Raw genomic sequence first — 26,560 nt, 5'->3', positions numbered from 1 at the left:
CACGTATCGGAACAAGGACGATCTAATGGACGACACGATTGGCTTCCCCGACCCCGGCCTCGACCTGTCCGACGGCTTCAAGCCGCATACTTCGCATTGGGGCGTGTTTTCCGCGCGCCAAGGCAAGGCCGGACTCGAGGTGAGGGCCTATGCGGGGGATCCCGATCCGAACGGTATCATCGACAATTTCCCGGGCGCACTGCGCCATCAGGCCCGCATCGCCCGGCCGGCGATCCGCCGCGGCTGGCTCGAGCGCGGTCCCGGCCCGGACGATCGCCGCGGCCGCGACGAATTTGTTACCGTGAGCTGGGAGAAGGCGCTCGATCTGCTCGGCGACGAGCTGGCGCGCGTCCGCGACACGCACGGTCCGGGCGCCGTGTTCGGCGGCTCCTATGGTTGGTCGAGCGCGGGCCGCTTTCATCACGCCCAGAGCCAGGTGCATCGCTTCCTCAACATCGCGTTGGGCGGCTATGTGCGTTCGGTCAACACCTATTCTTCCGGCGCGTCCTCGGTGCTGCTGCCGCAGATCCTGGCGGGATACGAGGATATCACCAAGCGCAACGTCACCTGGGAGCAGATCGCGGCTGACACCGAGATCGTGCTGGCCTTCGGCGGCATGGCGCTGAAGAATTCTATGGTCGCCGGCGGCTCGATCAGCAAGCATGTCGAGCGCGGCGCCATGGCAGCGGCGCGCCGGCGCGGCTGCGAGTTCGTCCTGGTCAGCCCGCTGCGCGACGACCTTCCGGTCGAAGCCGGCGCCGAATGGCTGAGCTGCGTGCCCGGCACCGACACCGCGCTGATGCTCGGCATCGTCCACACGCTGGTGAGCGAAGGCTTGCACGATCAGGCCTTCCTCGATCGCTATACGGAGGGGTGGCCGATCTTCCTGCGCTATCTCACCGGCGAAAGCGATGGGCAAGCGAAGCACGCCGAATGGGCCGCCCCGATCTGCGGCGTCGACGCCGACCATATCCGTGCGCTGGCGCGCCGGCTCGCCGGAAAGCGCGCACTCATCACCGTATCGCATTCGCTGCAGCGCGCCGAACATGGCGAGCAGCCAGTGTGGATGGGGCTGGTGCTGGCGGCAGCGCTCGGCCAGATCGGTTTGTCCGGCGGTGGCTATGCCTATTCGTTAGGTGCGATCGGCTATTACGGCCGCCGCGTCAACGACGTGCCGGGGCCGACGCTGGGGCAGGGCCGCAACGGCGTTGCCGATTTCATTCCGGTCGCGCGCATCGCAGACATGCTGCTCCACCCGGGCGCTACCTACCGCTACAATGGCGAGACGCGCACCTATCCGGACGTCCGCCTCGTCTACTGGGCAGGCGGCAATCCCTTCCATCACCACCAGGACATCAACCGTCTGCGCAAGGCGTTTGCGCAAGTGGACACGCTGGTCGTGCACGAGCTCGGCTGGACCGCGACGGCCCGGCATGCCGACATCGTGCTGCCCGCAACCATGACGCTTGAGCGCGAGGACATCGGCTATTCCACCAACGATCCCCTCATGGCCGCTATGCACCGCATCGCCGAGCCGTTTGGCCTTTCGCGCGACGACTACGAGATCTTCGCCGATCTCGCCGAGCGTCTCGGTGCGCGCGAACCTTTCACTGAAGGCCGCAGCTCGCGGCAGTGGCTCGAGCATCTGTATGAGCCGACCCGCGCCTCGCTGGCCAAGCGTGGCCTGGAGGCGCCGAGCTTCGATGAATTTTGGCAACGCGGCAGCCTGATCGTGCCGCAGCAGCCCGATGACGGCGGCAGGCTGCGCCGCTTCCGTGAGGATCCCACAGGTCACGCGTTGCCGACGCCGAGCGGCCGCATCGAGATCTTCTCGGCGAAGATCGCAGGCCATGGTGATGCGGATTGTCCTGGTCATCCGGTGTGGCTGGAGAAGACCGACACACCGAAGCCCAATGCGCCGTGCTTCCTCGTCGCCAACCAGCCGGTGACGCGCCTGCATAGCCAGCTCGATTTCGGCGGACATTCGCTGGCCGCTAAACATCGCGGCCGCGAGGTCGCGCGCATGAATCCGCGTGACGCTGAAGCGCGCGGCATCAGGGATGGCGATATCATCCGCCTGTTCAACGACCGCGGCGCCTGCCTTGCCGCAGTCCACGTCACCGACGGCATCGCGCCCGGCGTGGTGCAACTGCCGACCGGCGCGTGGTATGACCCGATGGATCCCGAGGACGACGCGCCGCTCTGCGTGCACGGCAATCCGAACGTGCTCACCCGCGACATCGGCACCTCGTCCCTGGCGCAGGGTTGCACGGGACAGTTGACAGCGATCGAGGTGGAAAAGTTCACGGGCAATCTGCCACCGATCCGGGCGTTCGATCCGGTGTAGGGTATTCGTCGAAGCCCGGATGGAGCGCGAGCGTAATCCGTGACCGCTCGTCCAGCATCGGCCGCTCACGCCCGGGCGCGCGCTGTCCGGTGCTGCTCTTTCGTGACGATGCCTGCCGACAGCGTGACGAGACCCATCAGCGCGGCCAACAGCCAGAACGCCGTTGGCAGCCCACTGGCGCGAGCAACGAAGCCCACGCCGGCGGGACCGAGGAGCACGCCGGCATAGCCGGCAGTCGTGATCGCCGCGACGGCGAGGCCCGTGGGCATGGCTTTCTGCTTGGCCGCCCCGCGGAACAGCACGGGCACCAGATTCGATGCGCCGAGGCCGATGAGCAGGAAGCCGGCTATGGCAACCGCCGCCACGGGAGCCGTGAGCAGGACCACGAAGCCCGCGATGGCGATGAGGCTTCCCCACAACAGCGTGGCGCGGTCTCCGATGCGTGCGACGACGGCGTCGCCGCCGAGCCGCCCCACGGTCATCGCGATCGAGAACACCATATAGCCGGCGCCGCCTTGCGCCTCCGAGACGAGACCCGCGCCGATGACGAGCAGAGCGCCCCAATCGAGCATCGCGCCTTCGACCAGGAAAGTGATGGCGCCAAGCAGCGCGAGCAGGAGCACCGATCCGTGCGGCAGCACGAACAGAGGTCCCCCCTGCACCTGCGCTGAGCGGAGCAGGCGCGGCCACATCACCAACATCGCGATCAGCATCAGGATAGAGCAGACCAGCGCGCAGGTGAGCGCGCCGAATTGCAGCGAGAGCAGTGCCGTCATCAGCGCAGAGCCGGCGAAACCGCCGATGCTGAACAGCGCGTGGAAGCCGGACATCAGCGGACGGGCCGCGGCGCGCTCCACCTCCACCGCATGGATGTTCATGGCGACGTCGATCGAGCCGAGCGCGGCCCCGAAGGCAAAGAGCGCCAGCGCCAGCGCTGCGGGCGAGCTCGCGATCGCAAGCAGCGGCAGCACCAGGGCGAGACTGAGCCCGCCGGCGATGATGATCGGTCTGCTGCCGTAGCGCGCACTCAGCACGCCGGTCAGAAGCATGGCGAGGACCGAGCCGATGCCGAGGCTGAGCAGCAGCAATCCGAGCATGCCGTCATCGACGCCGAGGCGCGTCTTCGCGAACGGCACCAGCGGTGCCCAGCACGCGATGCCAAAGCCCGCGACGAGGAAGGCGAGCCGGGTCGCAAGGCGTGTTGCCGGCCGGTCGGCAGAAAGCATGGGAACTCCGGGGGAGCATGGGCGGGCGGCCGACAAGCCCCAGGATTGCCGCACCATTATGTCCGAACGGTGCACGAATTGTCGCAGGCAGCTTGTGAAAAATGCAAGCTGGCGCCGGCGCGCAGGGGAAGGTGCCCATGGCCCCGCGCATCGGCTGGGCGAGGCGGGACTAGACGCCCGGCTGGTGAAATGTGGATGGATGTAAACAGACGTAGCCAGGCCGGCGCGGGTCCGTCAGGCAAAACACCCGACCGTTTCCACATGTGTGTCAAGCCCTAAGCGGAAAAATATTCTCCTTTACCGAAATTCGGAAATAACGTATGTATCGGCCATCCCGGCTCATCCGAGAGGGGCGATCATGTGTCGTGATGATCGTGGAGCGGGCTTGCGGTGGACGCGGCAGCGTCGGGCGCGAAAAGTCAGGGGCAGGGCGGATTGCTCTCCGTGAGCCCTTAAGCTTCGCGCAGACGGACGGCGCTGTCAGGTTCGTCGCGCCAGCATGTCGATGGCAAGGTGCACAACGCCGTCGAACCCTGTGGCGCAGGCGAGCCGCGCGTACGGCAAAACCGTGTGGTCCTGGCCGTCGTTGCTACGGTCAAGCTCTTGCGGATGCGGCATTGGCGCCAACCGGCGCGGTGTCCGCGACTTCCACGAAGGCGAGGGAGGCCAGAACGAACTCGGCTCCCGGGAGAGCGCGGCATAAGCCGTCAAACCACTGCGCAGGGAAGGCCGTGTGTTGGGCTTCACCTGTATGCCGCTGTGCAGTTCTTCTGCGTGTGCCTTTCGCACAGCGGACCGTGGGTGCCAGGTCAGCACCCGGCCTTCCCTGCGCCCTCTTGGCTTGAGAGGGTGGAGCGACGAAGCAAAGCTCGGGCGAAACGCGCCGCGAGGATGCGAAGGCGTGTGTGCGACCACACGCGCTGTCTTCGCGCGGCCTTGACCTGGCGATCCAGTACTCCGAGACCGTTGTGGATCAATCGAGAGGCCGTGGCGTAGTGGATTCTCCGCTTTCGCGGGCAGAATCTCGTCTAGCCGCCGAGGATGCGGCGGCAGGCATCGACGAACACTTGCGCGCCGGTGACGATGTCGGCATCGGCGGTGTTCTCGGTCCAGTGGTGGCTGATGCCGCCGATGGACGGTACGAACAGCATCCCCGCGGGCATGATCGTTGCCAGCATCTGCGCATCGTGCCCGGCGCCGCTGGGCATGCGAACCGACCGCCCGCCGGCCAGGGCCTTGCTTGCGGCTTCGATCGCATCCTGAAAGCCGGCGTTCATCATGGCCGGCGCGCCGGTGCGCAGTTTCTCCACCGTGACGGTGCAGGGGCCCTTCGCATTGACCTCGTCCGTCATGGTCCGCAGCAACCGCTCCAGCCGCGCGATGACCGCCGGGTCGTCGTCGCGGATCTGGAACAGCATTTCCGCGCCGCCAGGAATGATGCTGGGTGCACCGGGATCGAGCGTGATGCGACCGGTGGTCCACACCGTGCGCGGGCCGCAGGCATCAGGGAAACGCTCGTCGATCGCGACGCAGAATTTGGCCAGCGCCAGCCCCGCATCCTTTCGCACGGCCATGCGCGTGGTGCCGGCGTGGTTCTGCTCGCCGACGAAGTTGATCCGGTATTGCCAGATGCCGACGATGGAGGTCACGACGCCGATCGCGAGGCCGCCGCTTTCGAGCGTGTCGCCCTGTTCGATATGTGCCTCGATATATCCGACGTGTCGTCCCGGCGGCGCGGTGATGCGCGGACGTCCTGCGAGCCCCATGTCGGTGAGTGCGTCGCGCATGGTGCGGCCGCTGGTGCGGTCGCGGGCAGCATCGATGTCGGCCTCGGTCACCTGACCGACATAGGAGCGTGAGCCGAGGAAATGCCCAAAATGTCCTTCCTCATCGCACCAGGCGGCAACCTCGACCGCGCCTTCGAACGAGGGATCGGCGTTCAGGACGCGTGCCGCCTCGAGCGCATAGACGACGCCGAGCGGACCGTCGAGCCAGCCGGCGTAGTTCTGGCTCTCCAGATGCGATCCCGCCAGCAGCTTCGGTCCCGGCTTCGCGCTGGTACCCAAGACGTTGCCGATGCCGTCGATGGCAGCGGAGAGGCCGGCGTCGGGCAGCTTCCGGATCAGCCAGTCCAGCGAAAACTTGTGCGCCTCGGAGAAGGTCGGCTTGTGCACGCCGGTCTTGTAGGCGCCGATGGCGCGCAGTGCGTTGAGGTCGGCGAGGACGCGCTTCCCGTCGGCGCAGGGCGGAGTGTCAGGCATGTTCGGCAACCTTCAGCGCCTCGCTGCGAATCTCCTCGACCAGCCGCTCCTTGAGCTGGACGAATTCCGGCGTGGTCTTGATCTTGTAGGAGCGCGGATGCGGCAGGTCCACATGGATCTCGGCCTTGATCCGGCCCGGGCGCGCGCTCATGACGACGACGCGGCTACCGAGGAAGATCGCCTCCTCGATATCGTGGGTCACGAACAGCACCGTTTTCTGGTCGCGCTCCCAGATCGCCAGCAGCATTTCCTGCATCAAGGCGCGGGTCTGGTTGTCCAGCGCGCCGAACGGCTCGTCGAGCAACAGGATTTTCGGGTCGTTGGCGAGCGCGCGGGCGATCGCGGTGCGCTGCTGCATGCCGCCGGAGAGTTGCTTCGGCCAGTGGTTCTCGAAGCCGGATAGTCCGACCTGGCGGATGAAGGCATCGGCGATCCGCTTGCGCTCCGCCTCGCGCACGCCGCGCTCGCGCAGGCCGAAGGCGATGTTCTCGCGCACGGTCAGCCAGGGGAACAACGTGTAGGACTGGAACACCATGCCGCGATCCGCGCCGGGGCCGGTCACCTCGCGCCCATCGAGCGTGACGCGCCCGCTGGTCGGGCGATCCAGGCCCGCAACGATGCGCAGCAGCGTGGACTTGCCGCAGCCGGAGGGGCCGAGGATGGTGACGAAGTCGTTGTTGCCTATGATGAGATCGGTGGGCTCCAGCGCCTTGGTCGGCGCGTTGCCGTGGCGTGCCGGGAAGATGCGCGAAACCTGTTCGATCTTGAGCGTCGTCATGCGAGCTTCCATGGGAACAGCCAGGCATTGAACGCCTTGAACAGGAAGTCCGAGATCAAGCCAATCAATCCGATCACGATGATGCCGAAGATGATCTGGCCGGTGTTGAGCAGCGCCTGACTGTCGGTGATCATGTGGCCGATGCCGGAGGACGAGCCGATCAACTCGGCGACGATGACGTAGGTCCAGGCCCAGCCCAGCACCAGCCGCAGGATCTCCGCAATTTCAGGGGCGGAGGAAGGCAGCAGCACGCGGCGGATGATGCCGCGGTCGCTGGCCCCGAGTGTATAGGCCGCCTCGACCAGGTCACGGCGCGTCGCGCCGACGGTCACGGCGACCATCAGGATGACCTGGAACACCGAGCCGATGAAGATGACGAGCAGCTTCTGCAACTCGCCGATGCCGGCCCACAGGATCAGGAGCGGAATGAATGCGGAGGCAGGCAAGTAGCGCGCAAAGGAGACGAACGGTTCGAGGAACGCTTCGACCGGCTTGTAGGCGCCCATGAGCACGCCAAGCGGCACCGCGATGATCGCGGCGAGAGCGAAGCCGCCGACGACGCGCCAGATCGTCATGCCGATGTCGTAGACGAAGCCCTGCTTGGCCAGCAGGTCATAACCTTCCTGCACCATGGTCAGCGGGTTGGCGAGGAAGGTCTTCGACACATGGCCGCCGAGCGTTGCCCACGACCAGAGGGCAACGAACAGCACGAAGAACGCAAAGCCGTACGCCATGCGCTGCTTCGATGTCACGGGATCCAGGGGACGCATCAAACTGTCTATCCGAATAGCCGATCATGCGCCGGTCCCGCGCTTCAGCGGAACCGGCAACTTGCAGAGCTTTACTTGATGAAGCTCGCGTCGAAGAGATCCTCGACCTTCGGGGCGGCCTTGATGATGCCGATTTCGAGCAGGAGGTCGGCGGCCTCCTTGTTGAAAGTCAGGAAATCGCCGGCGAAGAACTTCTGGTTCGCGGCCTTGTCCTGCCAGCGCAGATATTTCGCCGAATTGCCGAACTGCTCGCCGGTCTGCTTCACATCGGCGCCCATGATCTCGTAGGCCTTGGCCTGATCCTTGGCGATCATGTCGAGCGCCTCGAAATAGCTGTCGGCGAGCGCCTTGGCGGCCTTGGGGTTCTCCGTCAGGAACTTCGGCGTGCAGCCAAAAGTGTCCATGACCATCGGGTAGTCGAGCGTGGTCGCGATGATCTTGCCCTTGTCCGGCGCGGCGCGCACGGTCGAAAGATAGGGTTCATAGGTCATCGCGGCATCGTTCTGGCCGGAGACGAAGGCCTGCGCAGCCGCAGCCGGCTCGAGATTGACGACGGTGACGTCCTTCACCGACAGGCCATTTTTCTTGAGCATCCAGGCCAGCGCGAAATACGGCGAGGTGCCGGGCGCGGAGGCCGCGACGGTCTTGCCCTTCAGGTCCTTGATCGAGGCCAGGTCGTTGCGGACGGCCATGCCGTCGGCGCCGTAGCTCTTGTCGAGCTGGAAGATCTGCTTGGTGGCAACCCCGTTGGCGTTCCAGGAGATCCAGGTCTCGACGGTCGTTGCCGCACACTGGACGTCGCCGGAGGCGATCGCGAGGTGACGGTCTTTCTGCGGGATTTTCTTGATGGTGACGTCCAGGCCGTTCTTCTTGAAGATGCCGGCTTCCTTCGCCAGCGTCAGCGGCGCAAAGCCCGTCCATCCGGAGATACCGATGCCGACCTTGACGTCGTCGGCGAGCACCGGAGTGGAGACCGCGAGGGCAATGATTGTCACAAATACTTTCAAACTACGCATGATTGTCGTCCTCCTGCCGATCGATGGATTGAACGTCCTGTTGATCCTTGTCTGTCCATTTGGACCGCTGCCCGAAGCATTGCACGAATTGTGCCGCCATTATTCTCTCAGCCTCCCTTGAATCGGGCGACAAGGCGGTGAGAGTCACCCGGATAGAGCAGGCGCACCGCGGTGATCGTGCGCGCGCTGCGCCAGGTATAGCGGTCGATCACGAGGCAAGGCGCGCCAACCGCGATGTCGAGCGCCTTCGCCGCGCGATCATCCGCAACAATGGCGCTGATGGTATGCTCGGCCTCCGTCCACGGGACATGGTGGAGCAGCCACGAGCCTGGCGGCTCGCGCGAGAAATCCGCGGTCGCAGCGTTCGGCACAGACGCAAGGTCGATCAGCCTGTCCTCGACGGCGAACGGCACATTGTCGGCGCTATGCCGGCAGGCGATCGCGACCACCTTGCCGGACTTCTTGACGCCCAGGCGGGCGCGGTCAGCGGCGGTCGCCGTGCGCAGCTTGCGGCCAATCAGCTCGTAGCCGTAGCTGCGGCCGAGCCAGATGATCTCGGCACGGATGTCGGCGATCTTGAGCACGGCAGACTGATGCTGCGGCCGGCGCACGAAGGATCCGGCGCGCCGCCGCCGTTCGATCAGGTCGGCTTGCGCCAGCTCCGACAAGGCCTTGTTCACCGTCATGCGCGAGCAGCCGTAGCGCGCGACCAGCTCGTGCTCGAAGGGGATGCGATGCCCGGGCGGCCATTCGCCGGTCAAAATGCACTTTTCGATATCGGCGCGGATTCGCTTGTAGAGCGTCGGCTTGTCGGCCGCATCGGTTGCTAGGCTCATGCGACGAGCCTCCGGACCGAGGCGTTGAAGCGCTCGCGTGCGGCTTGGCGCAGCTTGTGCCGGCCGCCCTCAACCACTTTGTCGCCGCCGACCCAGACGCAATCGACCGCGCCGCTGCCAGCCGCAAAGATCCAGCCGTCGATGACGGCGTCGCGTGCGCGTCCCGCCAGTGACGGATGTGCCGTGTCGAGCGTGACGATGTCAGCGCGCGCTCCTGACGCGAGGCCGACGGTCGTCTGCCCCATCGCCTGTGCGCCGCCCGCGAGCGCATGATCAAACAGCGTGCGTCCGGTCGAGCGCCCGGCGCCGCTGGAGAGCACGTTACGCTGGCGATGCTTGAGGCGCTGGCCATATTCGAGCTGGCGTAACTCGTCGGCGACGCCGATCATCACGTTGGAATCGGTGCCCACACCGAACGCGCCGCCGGCATCGAGGAATTCGCGTGCCGGAAAGATGCCGTCGCCGAGGCTTGCTTCGGTGATCGGGCAGAGACCCGCGACCGCGCCGGACTTGGCGAATGCGGTGACTTCCTCATTCGTCGTGTGGGTGGCGTGGATGAGGCACCAGCTTTGATCGACCGGCGCGTGCTCCAGCAACCATTGCACAGGTCGCCGTCCCGACCATGCGAGGCAATCCTCGACTTCCTTCACCTGTTCGGCGGCGTGAATGTGCACCGGCCCGCCATCGGCAAGCGGAATGATCGACTTGAGCTCGTCAGGCGCCACCGCGCGCAGACTATGCGGCGCGATGCCGATATTCGCGCCCGGCAACCCGCTGATCGCCTTGCGCGAGGCGGCCATTAGCGCGGCGAACTGATCGACCGAGCAGATGAAGCGGCGTTGGCCTGCATGCGGCGGTGCGCCTCCGAAGGAGCCGTGCGCATAAAAACTCGGCAACAGCGTCAGCGCAATGCTTGAAGCTTCGGCAGCCTGTGCGATGCGCGCGGCCATCTCGCCGACGTCAGCATAAGGCGAGCCGTCTCGATCATGATGGAGATAGTGGAATTCGCCGACGCGGGTGAAACCTTGCTCCAGCATTTCGACATAGAGCAGCGTCGCGACGGCGGTCACGTCATCTGGCGTCATCGCCAGCGCGAAGCGATACATCGTCTCGCGCCAGGTCCAGAAAGTGTCGGTGCTGTCGCCGCGCAGCTCGGCGAGACCCGCCATGCCGCGCTGGAACGCGTGGCTGTGCAGGCTCGCCAATCCCGGAAGCGCGATTGCGTGGCGCTCGTCCCCGGCTGCCGGCGCCACATTCGGCGTCACCGCCGCGATCGTGCCGGCGGTGACGACCACCTGCACGTCATTGGCCCAGCCCGAGGGCAAGAGCGCGGAGGCGAAATGCAGTCGGGTCATGATTACACGCCGGCTGGACAGAACCGCCCCACGATTATATGTCTAGACATATAAGTCAAGCATCCCACGAAGGGGCCGTTGCATGGCAGAGCGCTTCGACCGGATCTGGCACAATGCCCGGCTCGCCACGATGCGGGCTGACCGTCCTGACCTTGGCGAGATCGAGCGGGGCGTCATCGCCGCGCGCGGCGGCCGTATCGTCTATGCGGGCGCGCAGACCGATTTTCCGGCGGATGCCGATGCGGTGGAAAAGATCGATTGCGCGGGACGCTGGATCACGCCCGGTCTCGTCGATTGCCACACCCATCTGGTCTATGGGGGCAACCGCGCGCACGAGTTCGAGCTGCGCCTGAAGGGGGCGAGCTACGAGGAGATCGCGCGCGCCGGCGGTGGCATCGTCTCGACGGTGGCTGCGACGCGGCAGGCGAGCGAGGCCGAGCTCGTCGTAGGCGCGCTGCCGCGGCTTGACGCCTTGATCGCCGAGGGCGCAACCACGGTCGAGATCAAGTCCGGCTATGGTCTCGATACCGAGACTGAGATGCGTCAGCTTGCCGCCGCGCGCAGCCTCTGTGGTCGGCGGCCGGTCGCGATCCGCACCTCCTTCCTCGGCGCGCATGCACTGCCGCCGGAGGCGGAGGACAACAAGGATCGTTACATCGATCTCGTGTGCCATGAGATGCTGCCCGCGATCGCAAAGGCGGGACTTGCCGATGCCGTCGATGCCTTCATGGAAGGCATCGCGTTCTCCGCCGGGCAGACCGCGCGGGTGTTCGAGACAGCGCGGGAACTTGGACTGCCGGTCAAGCTCCATGCCGACCAGCTCTCGAATCTCGGCGGTGCTGCGCTTGCCGCGAAATTCTCCGCGCTCTCGGCCGATCATCTCGAGCACACCGATGAAGCCGGCGCCGTCGCGATGGCCAAGGCCGGAACGGTAGCCGTGCTGCTGCCCGGTGCCTTCTACTTCATCCGCGAGACGCAAAAGCCGCCGGTCGAGACGTTTCGCAAGCTTGGCGTCCACATGGCGCTGGCGACCGACTGTAATCCCGGCAGCTCACCGCTGACCTCGCTGCTGCTCGCGATGAACATGGGGGCGACCCTGTTCCGGATGACAGTGGCCGAATGCCTCGCCGGCGTGACGCGCGAAGGTGCGCGGGCGCTGGGCGTGCTGGATGAGAGCGGTACGTTAGAGGCCGGCAAATGGTGCGACCTCGCGATCTGGGACATCGAGCGGCCGGCCGAGCTTGTCTACCGGATCGGCTTCAATCCGCTGCACGGGCGGATATGGAGGGGCCAGTGACGGAGCGGGACGCAGCGATCGTCGTCAGACCGGGGATGGTCCGTCTCGACGATCTCGGGTGTGTGCTCGATGGTGCGCCCGTCGTGCTCGATCCCTCGTTTTGGGCGCGCGTCGAAGCAGCGGCGGAGATCGTCGCAAGAGCCGCGCGCGCGGATGTCCCCGTCTACGGCATCAACACCGGCTTCGGGAAGCTTGCGTCGAAGCGCATTCCGCCGGATCAGACCGCGGTGCTCCAGCGCAACCTGATCGTCTCGCATTGCTGCGGAGTCGGCCCGGCGACACCCGAATCGATCGTGCGGCTGATGATGGCGCTGAAGATCGTCTCGCTCGCCCGCGGCGCCTCCGGCGTCCGTCGCGAGCTGATCGAGCAGCTGCAGGACATGTTGGCGCGAGGTGTCTATCCGCTGGTGCCGCAGCAGGGCTCCGTGGGCGCATCCGGCGATCTTGCACCGCTTGCGCATATGACGGCCGTGATGATCGGCGAAGGGCAGGCGATCGTTGACGGGAAAATTGTATCTGGCGCCGAAGCGCTGAAGGCCGCCGGACTCGCGCCGCTGACGCTCGGGCCTAAGGAAGGGCTCGCGCTGATCAACGGGACGCAGTTCTCGACCGCCTACGCCATCTCGGGCGTGCTGCGCGCATTTCGCCTCGCTCGCGCCGCGCTCGTCACGGGGGCGCTGTCCGTCGATGCGGCGATGGCCTCGACGGCGCCGTTCCGCCCTGAAATCCAGGCGCTGCGCGGCCACGCCGGGCAGATCGCCGCGGCGGCGACGCTGACGGCGCTGCTCGACGGCAGCGACATCCGCCTGTCGCATCTCGAAGGCGACGAGCGCGTGCAGGACCCCTATTGCCTGCGCTGTCAGCCGCAGGTCGCGGGCGCAGCACTAGACCTGATCACGCAGGCGGCGCGCACGCTGATGATCGAGGCCAACGCCGTCACCGACAATCCGCTGGTGCTGGTCGAGACGGGCGAGATCGTCTCCGGCGGTAATTTTCACGCCGAGCCGGTGGCCTTTGCCGCCGATGCGATTGCGCTCGCGCTGTCGGAGATCGGCGCGATCAGCGAGCGGCGCATCGCGACGCTGGTCGATCCTGCACTCAATTTCGGCCTGCCGCCGTTCCTGACGCCCGACCCCGGCGTCAATTCCGGCTTCATGATCGCCGAGGTCACGGCGGCCGCGCTCTATGCCGAAAATAAACAGCGGGCGCTCGCCTGCTCGATCGACTCGACCCCGACCAGCGCCAACCAGGAAGATCACGTCTCGATGGCCGCACATGCCGCGCGGCGCCTGTCCGACATGGCCGACAATCTCGCCGCCATTCTCGGCATCGAGCTTCTGGTCGCCGCCCAAGGCATCACGCTTCGTGCGCCGCATGCGACCAGCGCGCCGCTCGCTGCCGTCATTGCCACGCTTCGTGAGCAAGTGCCCGCACTCGGTGCCGACCGCTACATGGCCGGCGATCTCGCCAAGGCAGCTGCACTGATCGAGGCCGACGCGTTGCCGGCCAACGCGATTGCCGCACTTCCATCCGATCCGTTTCCGAGACTTGATTAAGAGGTCCGCATGAACCGCCGACTGGACAACGACCGCACCATCCGCGCGCCGCGCGGCAGCGACATCAGCGCCAAGAGCTGGCTGACGGAAGCGCCCTTGCGCATGCTGATGAACAATCTCGATCCCGACGTGGCGGAGCGGCCGAGCGAGCTCGTCGTCTATGGCGGCATTGGCAGAGCCGCGCGCGACTGGGAGAGTTTTGATCGGATCACGGCGGCCTTGCGCAAGCTTGAAAACGACCAGACCTTGCTAATCCAGTCCGGAAAACCGGTCGGTGTCTTCCGTACCCATGCCGACGCACCGCGCGTGCTGATCGCGAACTCCAACATCGTGCCGCACTGGGCGACGCTCGATCATTTTAACGAGCTCGATCGGAAGGGCTTGATGATGTACGGCCAGATGACCGCGGGCTCCTGGATTTATATTGGCAGCCAGGGCATCGTGCAGGGCACCTACGAAACCTTTGTCGAGGTCGGCCGTCGCCACTATGGCGGCAGCCTCGCTGGTAAATGGATTGTCACCGCCGGCCTTGGTGGCATGGGCGGCGCGCAGCCGCTGGCCGCAACCATGGCCGGCGCCTCGATGCTCGCGGTCGAATGCCAGCCCAGCCGCATCGACATGCGGCTGCGCACCGGCTATCTCGATCGGCAGGCCGCAACGCTCGACGAAGCGCTTGCGATCATCGAAGAGGCGGGAAACACTAAGAAGGCGGTCTCGGTCGGCCTGCTCGGGAATGCCGCCGAGATCTTCCCGGAACTGGTGCGCCGCGGTGTCAAGCCCGACATCGTCACCGATCAGACCAGCGCGCACGACCCGATCAATGGATACTTGCCGAAAGGCTGGACGCTGGCCGAGTGGGAGGCGAAGCGCGCGTCCGATCCGAAGTCGGTCGAGCGTGCCTCGAAGACGTCGATGGTCGAGCACGTCAAGGCCATGCTGGATTTCCACGCACAGGGCATTCCGACGCTCGACTACGGCAATAACATCCGCCAGATGGCGCAGGACATGGGCCTGAAGAATGCCTTTGATTTCCCGGGCTTCGTTCCCGCCTATATCCGTCCCCTGTTCTGCCGCGGCGTCGGGCCGTTCCGCTGGGCCGCACTCTCGGGCGATCCCGAGGACATCTTCAAGACGGATGCCAAGGTCAAGGCGCTGATGCCTGACGACAAGCATCTGCACAATTGGCTCGACATGGCGAAGGCGCGCATCAAGTTCCAGGGCCTGCCGGCGCGGATCTGCTGGGTCGGCCTTGGCGATCGCCATCGTCTGGGCCTTGCCTTCAACGAGATGGTGGCGCGCGGCGAATTGAAAGCGCCGATCGTGATCGGCCGCGATCACCTCGACAGCGGTTCGGTGGCAAGCCCGAACCGCGAAACCGAGGCGATGAAGGACGGGTCGGACGCGGTGTCGGATTGGCCCTTGCTCAACGCGTTGCTCAATTGCGCCAGCGGTGCGACCTGGGTCTCGCTGCATCACGGCGGCGGCGTCGGCATCGGCTATTCGCAACATGCCGGCATGGTGATCGTGGCCGACGGCACGCCGGAAGCCGCGAAGCGGATCGAGCGCGTGCTCTGGAACGATCCCGCCAGCGGCGTGATGCGCCATGCCGATGCAGGCTATGAGACCGCGATCGACTGCGCTCACGCCAACGGCCTCGATCTGCCGAGCCTGGCCTAGTGCGATCAGATCGCGACCTTGGCTGCGGCTCCGTCTCTGCTTCGCCGAACGCCGTGCCGGATGAGGCGAAGGCAATGCTAGACGGCCGCTATTTCTTCTCCAGTGCCGCGGTCTGTTTGGCCAGCTGCTTGTCGAAATCCTCGGACAGGCCGGTGATGTAGGTCGCCAGCTCCCCCGGCCTGACGAACGGGTTCGGCGCGCCGTCCTTCATCTGCGCCCGCTTGGCCTGCATGCCGTAGACCTCCGGATGCGGCCCGAGCAGCACGTCGATCTTCATCGCCTTGGCCTTGGCGAATGTCGCGCGATAATCATCGACGATCCCGGGATAGGTCGGTTGACCGACCAGCCTATTCAGCGCGACCGTGCCGCTGCAGAAGAACAGCACCTCGCGGTCCTCCTTGCCGTCCTTGACACTCATCTCCCAGCTCGTGCAGCCCGGCGAATGGCCGGGCGTTGCATGCGCCGTCAGCGTGACGTCGCCCAGTGTGACCTTGTCGCCTTCCTTCACCGTGCGGTCAACCTTCACCGCAGGGAAGGCGAGGTCCTGGTTCTTCTCGTCGCCGGGATAGTAGCCGCCTTCGAGCAGCGGCTTGTCGCGCTCACCGGCCACGAGCTGCGCGCCGGTTTCCTTCTTGATCTCGGCAAAACCGCCGGTGTGGTCGAGATGCGCATGCGTGTTGAGGATGTATTTGATGTCTGAAACCTTGAAGCCGAGTTTGGCGATGTTGTCCTTGATCATGCCGGTGGACTGGGGCATCGCCGTGTCCATCAGGATCAGGCCCTGCGGGGTCTTGATGACGTAGACGGCAATGCCTTCGGTCCCGACATAGTAGATGTTGCCGATGAGCTGGAACGGCTCGAATGGGGCTGTCCACTTCTGCATGACCGCGGCCAGGAAATCCTTGATGGTCTGCGCCTGCGCGTCAGTTGCGAACAATGCCAGCGCGCACAGCGCGGCCGCGAGCTTCTTCATAGTCTGCCTCCCATTAGTTTTCTTGTCGTCTCGATCGGGCGCGGAAATCGTGTGCTCGACCGGTGCGCAAGTTACGTCGCGATCGGCGTTGCGGGCAACTGCTTCGTGTCTGGAAAATTTGATCTGCCGCGCGGCAATAGCGCCAGGCCGGCCGAAGGCCACAAGAGCCTAGCGCCCGATCGTCACCCCGGCGGTCGCGCGCATGGCGCCCCGGAGGCTCGTCGCGTTCATGTCGTCAAGGACCTGCCGCGTCAGCACGGTGGTCTGGCCGGGCGTGTTGAGGATCGTCTCGCTGCGCGAGGACGAGAGCCGATCGGCCTTGTAGAGTGTGGCCGGATCGGCGACGGGAGCAGCCGCGTGACGCGGCCATTTCCCGGCCGCGAGAGCGGGCTGCCCAATGCAGAAGGCGGCGAGCAGGACCACAGACAATGACCTTGCGCGCATATGCGATCTCCCATGTTGGGACATCAACCTAGCACATCGCCAGTGGCCGCAGAAGAAAGGATCAGGCGAGAGCGGCCTGGCGCTCCCGCACCGGCTCGCGGACCCGGTCGTGTTTCCCGGGCTCTGCGAGCCGGGTGAAGCTGCGCTGGCTTGCATGCGCAGGCGCCTCGACGATGACGCCCTCGCAGACGATTTGCCCGCCCAGCATCTTGAATTCCAGCTTGTCGTAGCGCGGCATCGTCTCGCCGGTCGCGGGTGGCAGCAGTCCGACACTGCCCTGGATGTTGAGCGTGGCATCGCCGGTGCCGTGCAGGCGCGGATTCCACATCCTGATCCCGGTCTCGGCCCAGCGCTGCCGGATCAGCGCGGCACGATCGGTCGGCTCTGTGGGTCTAGCGCGAACTTTCCGTGTGCTGCGAATCTCCGGAGAAGCAGACACGACAGCGGGAGCCGGCTCGATATTCGTGATGGCGCCGAGCGAATAGGCAGAGGGAACACCCGTAGCGACGGCTTTGGCGAGCGGCGCATCATTTGCGGTGGCGGGCGCGATCTCGGCGCTGCCATATGGGGCGCTGCCGGAGCTGGTTTCAGGCACGTCCGCAGCAACGCTGATGGTATCGACGACAACGGCGGGAATTTGATTGGCGACGGCCGCGGAAGCGCTGGGCGAGGATTTGTCGCTGGTGAGAGGGGTCTCGACCTCTCCAGACGAAAGCGAGACCTTCGCTGCGACGGCTTCAACCGCCGCCGGCACTTCAGAGCCCGTCTCGCTGACGATGACGAGATCAGGAACCAAAACCGGATCGTGCTCCACGTCGGGCGATGAAGCAGAAACGTCCTCGACGGCCGGGTATGTCGAGGCCGCCTCGGCTCCTATCAGTGTCTCCGGAGTTGAAGCGTCTTCCACGCGCATTTCGGTCGAGGGGCTCTCCGCATCGACAGAGACAGCCGTGTCATTCTCGGCTACCGGAGCCGTGACCGCGAGGTCGGAATTGTCATGCAAAGGCTCCGCGCTGACGTCGGTGACGCGAGCCGGAGCGGCTTCCGCAACGTCGATGAGGGCGGCTGGGCCATCTACGGCACTCGGTGCAACGTCAACGCTGCGGCTGTGCGGCGGGGGCCGAAGCCGGGTGAACGCCCAATTCACCGCAGGGAGGCGGCGCAGCAACGATATCAGTCTCGAAAGCACTGGAGTTATCCAAGAGGTACCCGGCGTGAGGCTATCGCTGATTCGCCAGCAATGTAAAAAACTGCCCCGGCCCTCGCACCGATGTCAATCGAGACGGGACCAATTGCAGAACATCGGTGCGCTCACACACGAGGCGGAAACCGCCCGTGCTTTTGTAATTGTGATTGTCGGCGGTATCTCAAAGCCTGCGCTATCGCTGATTTCACTGAACAGCGCGAGCGGTCATTGGCATAGCTACGATCGGCATCAGCCGGGGCGCGGCGTAGCAGCGAACTCCCGGGGAATCTTCAGGCTAGGCGAAGCTGTAACGTCCTCTCGCGGCTATCGCCCGGAGCCGGAGCCTGCACCGCCGCCGGAGCCAGCGCCACCGGAGCCAGCGCCGCCACCGGCTTGGCTGCCCATGTTATTCGTATTGGTGCCTCCTGCGGATGGCTGTTGGGTGCCCTTGCTGTCGCTGGCCTCGTTCTGCATGTTCGACGAACGGCCCGTCGTCATGCCCTTGGTCGCGGGCCCCCGCGACGAGGGACCGACGTCGCCTTGGCCGGATGCGCCTGGAGCGGGTTGTGTCTGCGCGAATGCGCCCCCGGTCGCCAGCGCCATGACGCACGCGGATGCCAAAATGATCTTCTTCATCGCAGTCTCCTTGCCTTTCACCTCGAAGACAACATGCCGATGCTGGCGACGTTCCTGGACGATGGCCTGTCGGCGTCCGCCTCGGATCAATTCGCGTTGCACCCAAATTTGACGGTTCCCGTCTCGTCCGTTCGTGGCTATTCAGGAAGCCCGTTGCTTGTTCGAGGATACGTATGAGGAAGATCGCCGCGATCGGAGCGCTTCTGCTCTGGTCCACCATCGCGTTGGCGCAGGATCGCACAATCACCGTGGCCTCGACGACGTCGACGGAGCAGTCGGGGCTGTTTGGCTATTTGCTGCCATTGTTCTCGAAGGCTTCCGGGATCGACGTGAAGGTCGTTGCCGTCGGCACCGGCCAGGCGCTGGACATCGGGCGGCGCGGCGACGCCGATGTGGTGTTCGTTCATGACAGGGTTGCCGAAGACAAGTTCATGTCCGAGGGGCAGGGCGTGAAGCGCTTCGACGTCATGTACAACGACTTCGTCATCGTCGGTCCCAAGAGCGATCCGGCGCAGATCGCCGGCAGCAAGGACGTCACTGATGCGCTGCGCAAGATCGCGGCGGCGAAGGCGCCGTTCATCTCGCGCGGTGACAAGTCCGGCACGCACGCGGCCGAGCTGAGGCTATGGGAGGAGGCAGGCGTCGATCTCAGTGCGGCCAAGGACGGCTGGTATCGGGAGATCGGCCAGGGCATGGGACCAGCGCTGAACATGGCGTCGTCGTCGAATGCCTATCTTGTCTCGGACCGCGGCACCTGGCTCTCGTTCAAGAACCGGGGTGAGCTCGCCATCCTGACCGAGGGCGACAAGCGGCTGTTCAACCAGTATGGCGTTATGCTGGTGAATCCGGCCTTGCATCCGAACGTCAAGGTGAAGGACGGGCAGGCCTTCATAGACTGGCTCATCTCATCCAAGGGGCAGGACGCGATCGCAGGCTACAAGGTGGGCGGCGAGCAGCTATTTTTCCCCAACGCGTCCCACTAGCAGGAACGCGATGGTTGACACCGCGACGCTGAGCGCGAGCAGGATCAGTCCGAGCCCCAGTGCCAGCGGCAGGTCGCCCTTGCTGGTCTCCAGCGCGATCGCCGTTGTCATCGTGCGGGTGAAGCCCCGGATATTGCCGCCGACGATGATGATGGCGCCGACTTCAGCGATGGCGCGGCCGAAGGCCGCGAGAAAGGCCGTCAGCAGCGAGGTCCGTCCCAGCGCGAACAGGAGTGCCATGCTGCGCAGCGCCGACAGTCCGTCGATCCGCGCCAGATCGCCATACTCCGCCCACAGCAGGCTGGCCGGCCGGTGCACCAGTGCCACCACGATCGGCGTCGCGAGCAGCGTCTGCGCAATCACCATGGCAGTTGGCGTGAACAGCAAGCCGGCGGGCCCAAACGGGCCGGACCGCGACAGCAGGAGGTAGAGCGCGAGCCCGACCACGACCGGCGGAAGACCGAGCAAGGCATTGGTCAGAATGATGATGACCTGACGTCCGCGGAAGCGCGTGATCGCAAGCAGGGCCCCGAATGGGGCACCGATCAGCAACGCGACGATGCTGGCGGTCAGGCTGACACGAATCGACAAGGCGACGATGCCGAGCAGTTCGGCGTCCACTTCGCCGATCAGCGTGAAGGCGGCAACAATGGATTGCGCGAACTCGTTCATCCGGCCGGACGCTGTTGCGCCGGGGAGGATGCCTCGGGATCGTCGATATCGCGCAATCGAATCACGGGATTGGTCTCTGCGAGTCCGACAGAATACTCGGGCGAGATGATTTGGACAGGCGATTTAGCGCAAAATAACCGTCAAATGCCGCGTTATGCAGGCGTTCCCGATGTGATCTCGGCGGCGTTCGGCTTTACAGAGGCTGGGCTCCAAAGCCAGCGCGCCACCACAACGGCAAGAACTGCCCCTACGAATTGAGCGGCGATGAAAGCTGGCACGTCCCGCGGGGCAATACCCGCGAACGTATGAGACAGCGCGCGGGCGATGGTGACCGCGGGATTAGCGAACGACGTGGATGACGTGAACCAGTAAGCCGAAGTAATATAAAGGCCGACGGCATAAGGAACCGCGGCGGGTGTCCGATACCGGACGCCAAGGATCGTCGACAGCAGACCGAAGGTCGCCACGGCCTCGGCCAGCCATTGTCCGGCGCCGGCGCGTTCCGTGAGCGAATGCTGGAGGACTGCAAGCTCGAACATAAGGTGTGCGATCTCAACCCCGGCGATGCCACCGGTGATCTGAGCGACAAGATAGATCGCGGCGTCCCTCCATGACGTTTCGCCGCGCCAAGCTAGTGCCAGCGTCACCGCTGGATTGAAATGCGCACCCGAGATCGGAGCGAGCATCAGGATCAGCACGACGAGGATTGCGCCCGTGGCAATCGTATTGCACAGCAGTGCCAGCGCGACGTTTCCGGCGGCGAGCTTTTGCGCCATGATCCCCGAGCCGACGACGGCGGCAAGCAGGAACGCTGTCCCAAGCGTTTCGGCGAAGGCGCGCTGTCGCAGGCCCGACATCAGGCGCCGCGATCGAGCCTGACGCGCTCGCCGTCTTCCTTGACGAATTCGCCCTGTTGCGCCGGCAACAGATCGACCACCCGTTCGGAGGGACGGCAGAGCCTGACGCCGTTCGGCGTCACCACGATCGGCCTGTTGATCAGGATTGGATGCGCCATCATCGCGTCGAGCAGCTCGTCGTCAGTCAGCGCCGCGTTATCGAGCTCGAGCTCCGCATAGGGCGCCGCCTTCTCGCGAACGGCCTCGCGCACCGAAATCCCCATGCGCGCGATGAGCTGCTGCAACAGCGCGCGCGATGGCGGCGTCTTCAGATATTCGATCACGTGCGGCTCGATGCCGGCGTACCGGATCATCGCCAGCGTGTTGCGCGAGGTGCCACAATCGGGATTGTGATAGATGATCGCATCCATGGGGAGTCCTCGTGCTCAGCAGCACGCCTGCGAGGCTGTGGGCGCTGCCTGCGGCGCGCAGCAGGCCGATTGCTGCTCCCGCTTCTTGTGAGCGACCCGCGCCCGGTTCTCGCCGCTGCCGTCGCCGTAATCGGTGCTCTCGCCCCTGGTGTAGAAGGTTTCCCAGGCGATGCCGGCCGGATCGTCAATCCAGGATTTTTCCGACTTGGCATAGCAGCAGGTGGTCTGTCCTTGCTCGACCACGTTGCCGCTGGCCTGGCGCAGCCGCGTATAGACTTCCTGGAGTTCCTCACTGGTCTCGACCTGGATGCCGAGATGGTCAAGGCCGGCCGCGCGTCCGCGCGTCGAGATCGCAAAATTCACCCGGGGATCGTCCAGCATCCATTTGGCATAGTCGGATTTCACGACCGAGGGCTCGCTAGCGAACAAGGCGGAGTAGAATCCGATCGAGTGAGAGAGATTTTCGACGGACACGTGAACATGCAGGCGCTTCATGGTCGGTCCTTTCAGGCTGGCACTCTGCTGTGCTTTCGCGCGGATTTCGAAGGCGTGGCCGGAGCGCACGACACGCCGCCGCAGCAGTTATCGGTCAGAAAACCGAGGAGCGCGTTCATGGTCTCAAAGCGCGCCGCGTAGATCATCGAGCGTCCCTCGCGCCGGACGGTCACGAGTCCGGCCGTCCGCAGCCGGTCGAAATGGAAAGTCAGTGTGTTGGGGGCGAGATCCAAAGTTTCGGCGACAGCGCCGGCAGTCATGCCGTCGGGCCCGGCTTGCACCAGCAGGCGGAAGACCTCGAGACGGTTGTCCTGTGCAAGCGCGGCGAGCGCCGCGACGGCATCGTTCGTTTCCATATTTCAACGATTATGGAAATAATGGACGGCTGTCAATCGAGAGCGTAGGGGGTCTACCCAGTCTCGAATTGACGGTCGGTCGCAGCATTCAGCGGTAGGCGACTTTATTCCGGCGATGGATGCTTTAAGGAGTGGCACGATCAGGTCGCACGCGCCCGGTGGGGGTGCTAGACCCTGATGCAGAAACAACGGGGCTGAGCCGTCCTGGCGCCGCCCAAGCATGAAGGACACGACGCAATGATCCAAACCGTTGGCATCATCGGGGCAGGCACCATGGGGAACGGCATCGCGCAGGTCTGCGCGGCGGCCGGGCTCTCGGTCGTGATGGTCGATATTTCTGATGCTGCGGTGAACCGCGGACTTTCGACCGTCGGGGGCAGCCTCGAGCGGCTGGTCAAGAAGGAGAAGATGTCGGCGGCCGATCGCGAGGCGACGCTCAAGCGCATCACCGGCACCACGGACCGGTCGAAGCTGTCGGATTGCGACCTCGTCATCGAGGCGGCGACCGAGAACGAGGAGCTCAAGGTCAAGATACTGAAGGATCTCTGCGCGACGCTGTCGCCGCGCACGCTGGTTGCGACCAACACCTCCTCGATCTCGATCACCAAGCTCGCCGCCGCGACCGACCGCCCTGACCGCTTCATCGGCATGCACTTCTTCAACCCGGTGCCGGTGATGGCCCTGCTGGAGCTGATCCGCGGCTTGCAGACTTCCGACGACACCCACGCCAAGGCGCTCGATTTCGCCAGGCGGGTCGGCAAGGTGGCGATCACGGCGAAGAACAGCCCGGGCTTCGCCGTCAACCGCATCCTCTGTCCGATGATCAACGAGGCGATCTTCGCGCTTCAGGAAGGGATCGCGACGGCGGAAGAGATCGACGCCGGCATGAAGCTTGGCTGCAACCATCCGATCGGGCCGCTAGCGCTGGCCGATCTCGTCGGCCTCGACACCATGCTTTCGGTGATGGAGGTCTTTTACAAAGGCTTCAACGACCCTAAATATCGGCCAGCCCCGCTGCTGAAAGAGATGGTCGATGCCGGTCATCTCGGCCGCAAGACCGGGCAGGGCTTCTACACCTATAGCGCCTGATGAAGGCATCAGCGGCGGGCGTTCAGCGTCCGCCGCTAGATCCCGCAATTTGCGCTGCGACAAAGACGCCGCGCAATTGGCCCGACAATGTCGAACGGGGGCTCGCGGGAACAACGGAACGGACAACGAAGGACATGTCGGATCGACTGAAGGCCGAGCGCGACGCGGCGGCTGCGCGGCGGAACCTGCTGACCGAGGATGCGATCGAGCGCACCGGGATCACCGAGGAGATGATTGGGGAACTCGTCACCCGTTTCTATGGACGGGTGCGCGAGGACGCACTGCTCGGTCCGGTTTTTGCGATCGTCCAGAACTGGGACGAGCATCTCGCCAAGCTCACCGATTTCTGGTCATCGGTCGTTCTGATGAGCGGCCGCTATCGTGGTTCGCCGATGCGGGCGCATCTGCCGCTGAGCCTGAGTGGCGACCACTTCGACCGTTGGCTCGACCTGTTCGAACAGACTGCGCGCGAGATCTGCCCGCCGGCGGCGGCCGCGCTCTTCATAGACAAGGCGCGGCGCATCGCCGACAGTTTCGAAATTGCGTCGGCGACGGTCGCAGGGCGTATCGCATCGCCGCGCCACGTGCTCCGGTCCTAGAGCGATCTGCTCCGCGTTTGCGCTCCGCAACGAAGAGCGCGGTGCACCAATTCCAGCATCATTGGTCTGATCTGCAAAATCATCATGCAGATCGCGCGGTGTGACGTTGAAATCGCGAAAATCCCTTTGAATGGGCTGATGATCGCGCAATCAAAGCGAGTAAAGCCATATTGATGCACTGCAGTGCCAATTCTTTGCCTTGTTTTTGGCAGAGTTCCAGCGCCTGCTAATAGACATGTCGCGCGCACCGTCCACCGCCCATTCCTCACCCTCCAAACCCATTGCGGAACCTGAAGCCGACGCGGGCATCGAGCAAACGCGGCGAACGCTGCTGCTTGCCGCGCTCGCGACCACCGCGTGTCTCGGCTGTTCCCAAGCGGCGCGCGCAGGTGAAGATCCACCTGGCTCGGACGAGCGGCCCCAGAAGGGCGATGTGCTCGTTTTCTCCGAAGGCGACAAGGAGGGAAAACTCATCACTGCGGCCGATGTGCCGGCCGGCGGGCCCCCGGTCCATGCCTGGCCGAAGGATCCCAACACGTCGGTGGTGCGGAGCGCCTCGCGCCTCAACGAGATCCTGATCATCAAGCTCGATCCCGCCGAGTTCGACGAGAAGACTCGTGCGCGTGCCGTCGACGGCATCATCGCCTATTCGGCCATCTGCTCGCATGCGGGCTGTCCCGTCACCGCCTGGGTGAAGAGCGATGCCGGCGACAAGGAGGTGTTCAAGTGCATGTGTCACAACTCCGAATTCGATCCCCGCGAGGGCGCGCAGGTCGTGTTCGGGCCGGCACCGCGACGGCTTGCGGCGCTGCCGCTGGCGCTCGTTGACGGTTCGCTCAGTGTCTCCGGGAATTTCATCGGAAAGGTAGGAGGCGCGCAGCCGGGATGACGGACAGTGCGGGCCGTGCCCGCGTCAGGAGAGGCCGCATCCGCCGATGGGCGGACGACGGGACGAACGACAAGAATTCACAACAAGAATTCAAATGGCTGAAAAGGGGAACGTCCATGACCAGGAAGCAATGGTTACTGTCCGGCTTCGTCGCCTTCACGTGTCTTGCCTCGACCGCCGCTGTATCAGGCCCGATCGAGAATTATTCTCCAGTCACCGCGCAACGGCTGGAAAATCCTGAACCCGGCAACTGGATGCTCTACCGGCGCACCTATGACGGGCACGGCTACAGCCCGCTTGACCAGATCAACGCCTCGAATGTGAAAAACCTCACGCCGGTCTGGACCTTCGCTACGGGCGTGGTCGAAGGCCACGAGGCGCCGCCGATCGTCAACAACGGCGTGATGTTCGTGGCGACCCCGATGGGCCAGGTGATCGCGCTGAACGCGAAGACCGGCGATGAATATTGGCGCTACAAGCGGCAACTCCCCGACGATTTATTCCAGCTGCATCCGACCAGCCGCGGCGTCGGCCTATGGGAGGACAAGCTCTATCTCGCCACCACCGACGACCACGTCGTCGCGCTCGACGCCAAGACCGGCAAGGTGGTGTGGGACACCAAGGTGCAGGATTACAAGAAGGGCCAGTACATGACCCTGATGCCGCTGATCGTCGAAGGCAAGGTCATCGTCGGCGGCTCCGGCGGCGAGTTCGGTGTGCGCGGCTATGTCGCTGCCTACGATGCCAAGGACGGCAAGGAGCTGTGGCGGACCTACACCATTCCCGGCGAAGGCGAGCCCGGTCACGACACTTGGCAGGGCGACGACTGGAAAAACGGCGGCGGCTCGGCCTGGATGACCGGCAATTACGACAAGGAGACCAAGACGATCTACTGGGGTGTGGGCAATGCCGCGCCATGGCCTGGCGAAACCCATCCCGGCGACAATCTCTACACCTCCTCGGTGCTCGCGCTCGATCCCAACACCGGCAAGATCAAAACCTATCACCAGTACCACCAGAACGATTCCTGGGATTGGGACGAGGTCGAGGCGCCAATGCTGATCGACCTGCAGCGCGATGGCCGCAACATCAAGAGCCTGGTCCATCCGGGACGCGACGCGATCTTCTGGGTGCTCGAGCGCACGCCGACCAAGATCAACTACGTCGCCGGCTGGCCGTTCGTCTCCACCGATGTCTGGAAGGGCATCGAACCCGAGAGCGGCAAGCCGATCGTAGATCCCGCGCACAAGCCGGTGATCGGCAAGCGCGTGGAGTTCTGCCCCTCACTGTGGGGCGGCAAGGATTGGCCGTCCGCGGCCTATAGCCAGAAGACCGGCCTCGTCTATGTGCCTGCCAACGAGAATTTCTGCGGCGGGTTCACCGGCGAGAAGGTCGCGCTGAAGCCTGGCGAGCTCTGGCTCGGCACCAAGCCGGAGGATATCGGCCTCAAGACGAAGCCCGGCGCGGATCATTTCGGCGAGCTCCAGGCCTGGGATCCCGCGACGGGCAAGAAGGTGTGGCAGCACAACTTCCCGAAGTCGCAGCTGTTCGGCTCGGTGACGGCGACCGCAGGCGATCTCGTCTTCGTCGGCGGCACAAACGACCGTAACTTCCGCGCCTTCCACGCCAAAACCGGCGAATTGTTGTGGGAGCAGAAGACCAACTCCGGCATCATGGGCATGCCGGTCTCCTATGAGATCGACGGCACGCAGTACATCGCGATCCAGTCCGGATGGGGCGTGGACGCTCAGCGCATCCAGGATGCGCTTGCGACCAACAACATCGGCATCGAAGCCAACGTGCCGCAGGGCGGCGTGATCTGGGTGTTCGCGCTCAAGAAATAGCTCCGCGG

At 64.7% G+C, this 26,560-nt stretch carries 25 protein-coding genes; 9 read left to right on the top strand and 16 right to left on the bottom strand.

Annotated features, from left to right (window positions below; translation table 11 throughout):
- Positions 1-25 precede the first annotated feature (25 nt).
- On the top strand, positions 26-2,347 hold the full coding sequence (locus tag IVA87_RS33015) for a molybdopterin guanine dinucleotide-containing S/N-oxide reductase (protein WP_247337282.1): 2,322 nt from the start codon (positions 26-28) through the stop codon (positions 2,345-2,347).
- A 65-nt stretch (positions 2,348-2,412) separates the two neighbouring features.
- Here the strand turns inward: IVA87_RS33015 and IVA87_RS33010 are convergent, their stop codons facing one another.
- The 7 genes from IVA87_RS33010 to IVA87_RS32980 all read right to left on the bottom strand — a co-directional run bounded on the left by IVA87_RS33010 (position 2,413) and on the right by IVA87_RS32980 (position 10,589).
- On the bottom strand, positions 2,413-3,573 hold the full coding sequence (locus IVA87_RS33010; protein WP_247302189.1) for an MFS transporter: 1,161 nt from the start codon (positions 3,571-3,573) through the stop codon (positions 2,413-2,415).
- A gap of 1,028 nt (positions 3,574-4,601) precedes the next feature.
- Positions 4,602-5,834: a Zn-dependent hydrolase gene (locus tag IVA87_RS33005; RefSeq protein ID WP_247302186.1), complete on the bottom strand. Its 1,233-nt coding sequence runs from the start codon at positions 5,832-5,834 to the stop codon at positions 4,602-4,604.
- Positions 5,827-6,612 carry an ABC transporter ATP-binding protein gene (locus IVA87_RS33000; protein ID WP_247302184.1) on the bottom strand — a complete coding sequence of 262 codons (786 nt, stop codon included), beginning with the start codon at positions 6,610-6,612 and terminating at the stop codon, positions 5,827-5,829. Before IVA87_RS33000 ends, IVA87_RS33005 begins: the two co-directional genes overlap by 8 nt.
- Positions 6,609-7,382 (bottom strand): ABC transporter permease, encoded by a 774-nt coding sequence (locus IVA87_RS32995; RefSeq protein WP_247302300.1) that lies wholly within the window; start codon positions 7,380-7,382, stop codon positions 6,609-6,611. Before IVA87_RS32995 ends, IVA87_RS33000 begins: the two co-directional genes overlap by 4 nt.
- Before the next feature lie 71 nt (positions 7,383-7,453).
- Complete coding sequence (locus IVA87_RS32990) at positions 7,454-8,398, bottom strand: ABC transporter substrate-binding protein (protein ID WP_247337280.1); 945 nt, start codon at positions 8,396-8,398, stop codon at positions 7,454-7,456.
- A 107-nt stretch (positions 8,399-8,505) separates the two neighbouring features.
- Entirely contained in the window at positions 8,506-9,234 is a 729-nt protein-coding gene (gene hutC, locus IVA87_RS32985) for a histidine utilization repressor (RefSeq protein ID WP_247337278.1), read from the bottom strand.
- A complete protein-coding gene (locus IVA87_RS32980; RefSeq protein WP_247337275.1) occupies positions 9,231-10,589 on the bottom strand; it encodes a formimidoylglutamate deiminase in 1,359 nt (452 codons plus the stop codon). The genes hutC and IVA87_RS32980 overlap by 4 nt, the downstream gene beginning before the upstream one ends.
- Positions 10,590-10,671: 82 nt before the next feature.
- Between IVA87_RS32980 and hutI the strand changes: the two genes are divergently transcribed.
- The 3 genes from hutI to hutU are packed head-to-tail and all read left to right on the top strand — an operon-like array spanning position 10,672 to position 15,119.
- Positions 10,672-11,886 carry an imidazolonepropionase gene (hutI, locus tag IVA87_RS32975; RefSeq protein WP_247302158.1) on the top strand — a complete coding sequence of 405 codons (1,215 nt, stop codon included), beginning with the start codon at positions 10,672-10,674 and terminating at the stop codon, positions 11,884-11,886.
- Positions 11,883-13,442: a histidine ammonia-lyase gene (gene hutH, locus IVA87_RS32970; protein WP_247302156.1), complete on the top strand. Its 1,560-nt coding sequence runs from the start codon at positions 11,883-11,885 to the stop codon at positions 13,440-13,442. The genes hutI and hutH overlap by 4 nt, the downstream gene beginning before the upstream one ends.
- 9 nt (positions 13,443-13,451) lie before the next feature.
- Positions 13,452-15,119: a urocanate hydratase gene (hutU, locus tag IVA87_RS32965; RefSeq protein WP_247302153.1), complete on the top strand. Its 1,668-nt coding sequence runs from the start codon at positions 13,452-13,454 to the stop codon at positions 15,117-15,119.
- An 88-nt stretch (positions 15,120-15,207) separates the two neighbouring features.
- Here hutU and blaBJP read toward each other — a convergent pair whose 3' ends face one another.
- The 4 genes from blaBJP to IVA87_RS32945 all read right to left on the bottom strand — a co-directional run bounded on the left by blaBJP (position 15,208) and on the right by IVA87_RS32945 (position 18,358).
- Positions 15,208-16,092: a BJP family subclass B3 metallo-beta-lactamase gene (gene blaBJP / locus IVA87_RS32960; RefSeq protein ID WP_247302150.1), complete on the bottom strand. Its 885-nt coding sequence runs from the start codon at positions 16,090-16,092 to the stop codon at positions 15,208-15,210.
- Positions 16,093-16,260: 168 nt separating this feature from the next.
- Positions 16,261-16,536 (bottom strand): Plug domain-containing protein, encoded by a 276-nt coding sequence (locus tag IVA87_RS32955; protein ID WP_247302148.1) that lies wholly within the window; start codon positions 16,534-16,536, stop codon positions 16,261-16,263.
- Between the two features lie 61 nt (positions 16,537-16,597).
- Entirely contained in the window at positions 16,598-17,443 is an 846-nt protein-coding gene (locus IVA87_RS32950; RefSeq protein ID WP_346658390.1) for a hypothetical protein, read from the bottom strand.
- 603 nt (positions 17,444-18,046) lie between these two features.
- Positions 18,047-18,358 (bottom strand): hypothetical protein, encoded by a 312-nt coding sequence (locus IVA87_RS32945; protein WP_247337272.1) that lies wholly within the window; start codon positions 18,356-18,358, stop codon positions 18,047-18,049.
- A 173-nt stretch (positions 18,359-18,531) separates the two neighbouring features.
- Here IVA87_RS32945 and IVA87_RS32940 point away from each other — a divergent pair, with 173 nt between their 5' ends.
- Positions 18,532-19,341, top strand: a complete 810-nt coding sequence (locus IVA87_RS32940; RefSeq protein WP_247302137.1) for a substrate-binding domain-containing protein — start codon at positions 18,532-18,534, stop codon at positions 19,339-19,341.
- On the opposite strand, the gene IVA87_RS32935 is transcribed toward IVA87_RS32940, so the two are convergent.
- The 5 genes from IVA87_RS32935 to IVA87_RS32915 all read right to left on the bottom strand — a co-directional run bounded on the left by IVA87_RS32935 (position 19,315) and on the right by IVA87_RS32915 (position 22,131).
- Positions 19,315-20,013 carry an ABC transporter permease gene (locus tag IVA87_RS32935; RefSeq protein ID WP_247302134.1) on the bottom strand — a complete coding sequence of 233 codons (699 nt, stop codon included), beginning with the start codon at positions 20,011-20,013 and terminating at the stop codon, positions 19,315-19,317. The genes IVA87_RS32940 and IVA87_RS32935 overlap by 27 nt on opposite strands.
- Before the next feature lie 152 nt (positions 20,014-20,165).
- Entirely contained in the window at positions 20,166-20,870 is a 705-nt protein-coding gene (locus tag IVA87_RS32930; RefSeq protein WP_247302131.1) for an MIP/aquaporin family protein, read from the bottom strand.
- Positions 20,870-21,280, bottom strand: coding sequence for an arsenate reductase (glutaredoxin) (arsC, locus tag IVA87_RS32925; RefSeq protein ID WP_247337270.1), 411 nt, complete (start codon positions 21,278-21,280; stop codon positions 20,870-20,872). The genes IVA87_RS32930 and arsC overlap by 1 nt, the downstream gene beginning before the upstream one ends.
- Positions 21,281-21,295: 15 nt before the next feature.
- Positions 21,296-21,775, bottom strand: coding sequence for an ArsI/CadI family heavy metal resistance metalloenzyme (locus tag IVA87_RS32920; RefSeq protein WP_247302126.1), 480 nt, complete (start codon positions 21,773-21,775; stop codon positions 21,296-21,298).
- 11 nt (positions 21,776-21,786) lie between these two features.
- Positions 21,787-22,131 (bottom strand): helix-turn-helix transcriptional regulator, encoded by a 345-nt coding sequence (locus IVA87_RS32915; protein WP_247302124.1) that lies wholly within the window; start codon positions 22,129-22,131, stop codon positions 21,787-21,789.
- 237 nt (positions 22,132-22,368) lie between these two features.
- Between IVA87_RS32915 and IVA87_RS32910 the strand changes: the two genes are divergently transcribed.
- The 4 genes from IVA87_RS32910 (at position 22,369) to IVA87_RS32895 (ending at position 26,552) form a co-directional block, all read left to right on the top strand.
- Entirely contained in the window at positions 22,369-23,220 is an 852-nt protein-coding gene (locus IVA87_RS32910; RefSeq protein WP_247302122.1) for a 3-hydroxybutyryl-CoA dehydrogenase, read from the top strand.
- A 134-nt stretch (positions 23,221-23,354) separates the two neighbouring features.
- Positions 23,355-23,819: a group III truncated hemoglobin gene (locus tag IVA87_RS32905; protein WP_247337268.1), complete on the top strand. Its 465-nt coding sequence runs from the start codon at positions 23,355-23,357 to the stop codon at positions 23,817-23,819.
- A gap of 235 nt (positions 23,820-24,054) precedes the next feature.
- Positions 24,055-24,708 carry a Rieske (2Fe-2S) protein gene (locus IVA87_RS32900; RefSeq protein WP_247302121.1) on the top strand — a complete coding sequence of 218 codons (654 nt, stop codon included), beginning with the start codon at positions 24,055-24,057 and terminating at the stop codon, positions 24,706-24,708.
- A gap of 116 nt (positions 24,709-24,824) precedes the next feature.
- The gene (locus IVA87_RS32895; protein ID WP_247280476.1) at positions 24,825-26,552 is read left to right on the top strand and encodes a methanol/ethanol family PQQ-dependent dehydrogenase; all 1,728 of its coding nucleotides are present in this window, start codon (positions 24,825-24,827) and stop codon (positions 26,550-26,552) included.
- The last annotated feature ends 8 nt before the right edge of the window (positions 26,553-26,560 follow it).

This window comes from Bradyrhizobium sp. 147 (genome assembly GCF_023073935.1).
GTDB lineage: Bacteria > Pseudomonadota > Alphaproteobacteria > Rhizobiales > Xanthobacteraceae > Bradyrhizobium.
The sequence above is the reverse complement of the archived record's forward strand: the minus strand, read 5'-3'. Positions and strand labels throughout refer to the sequence as shown.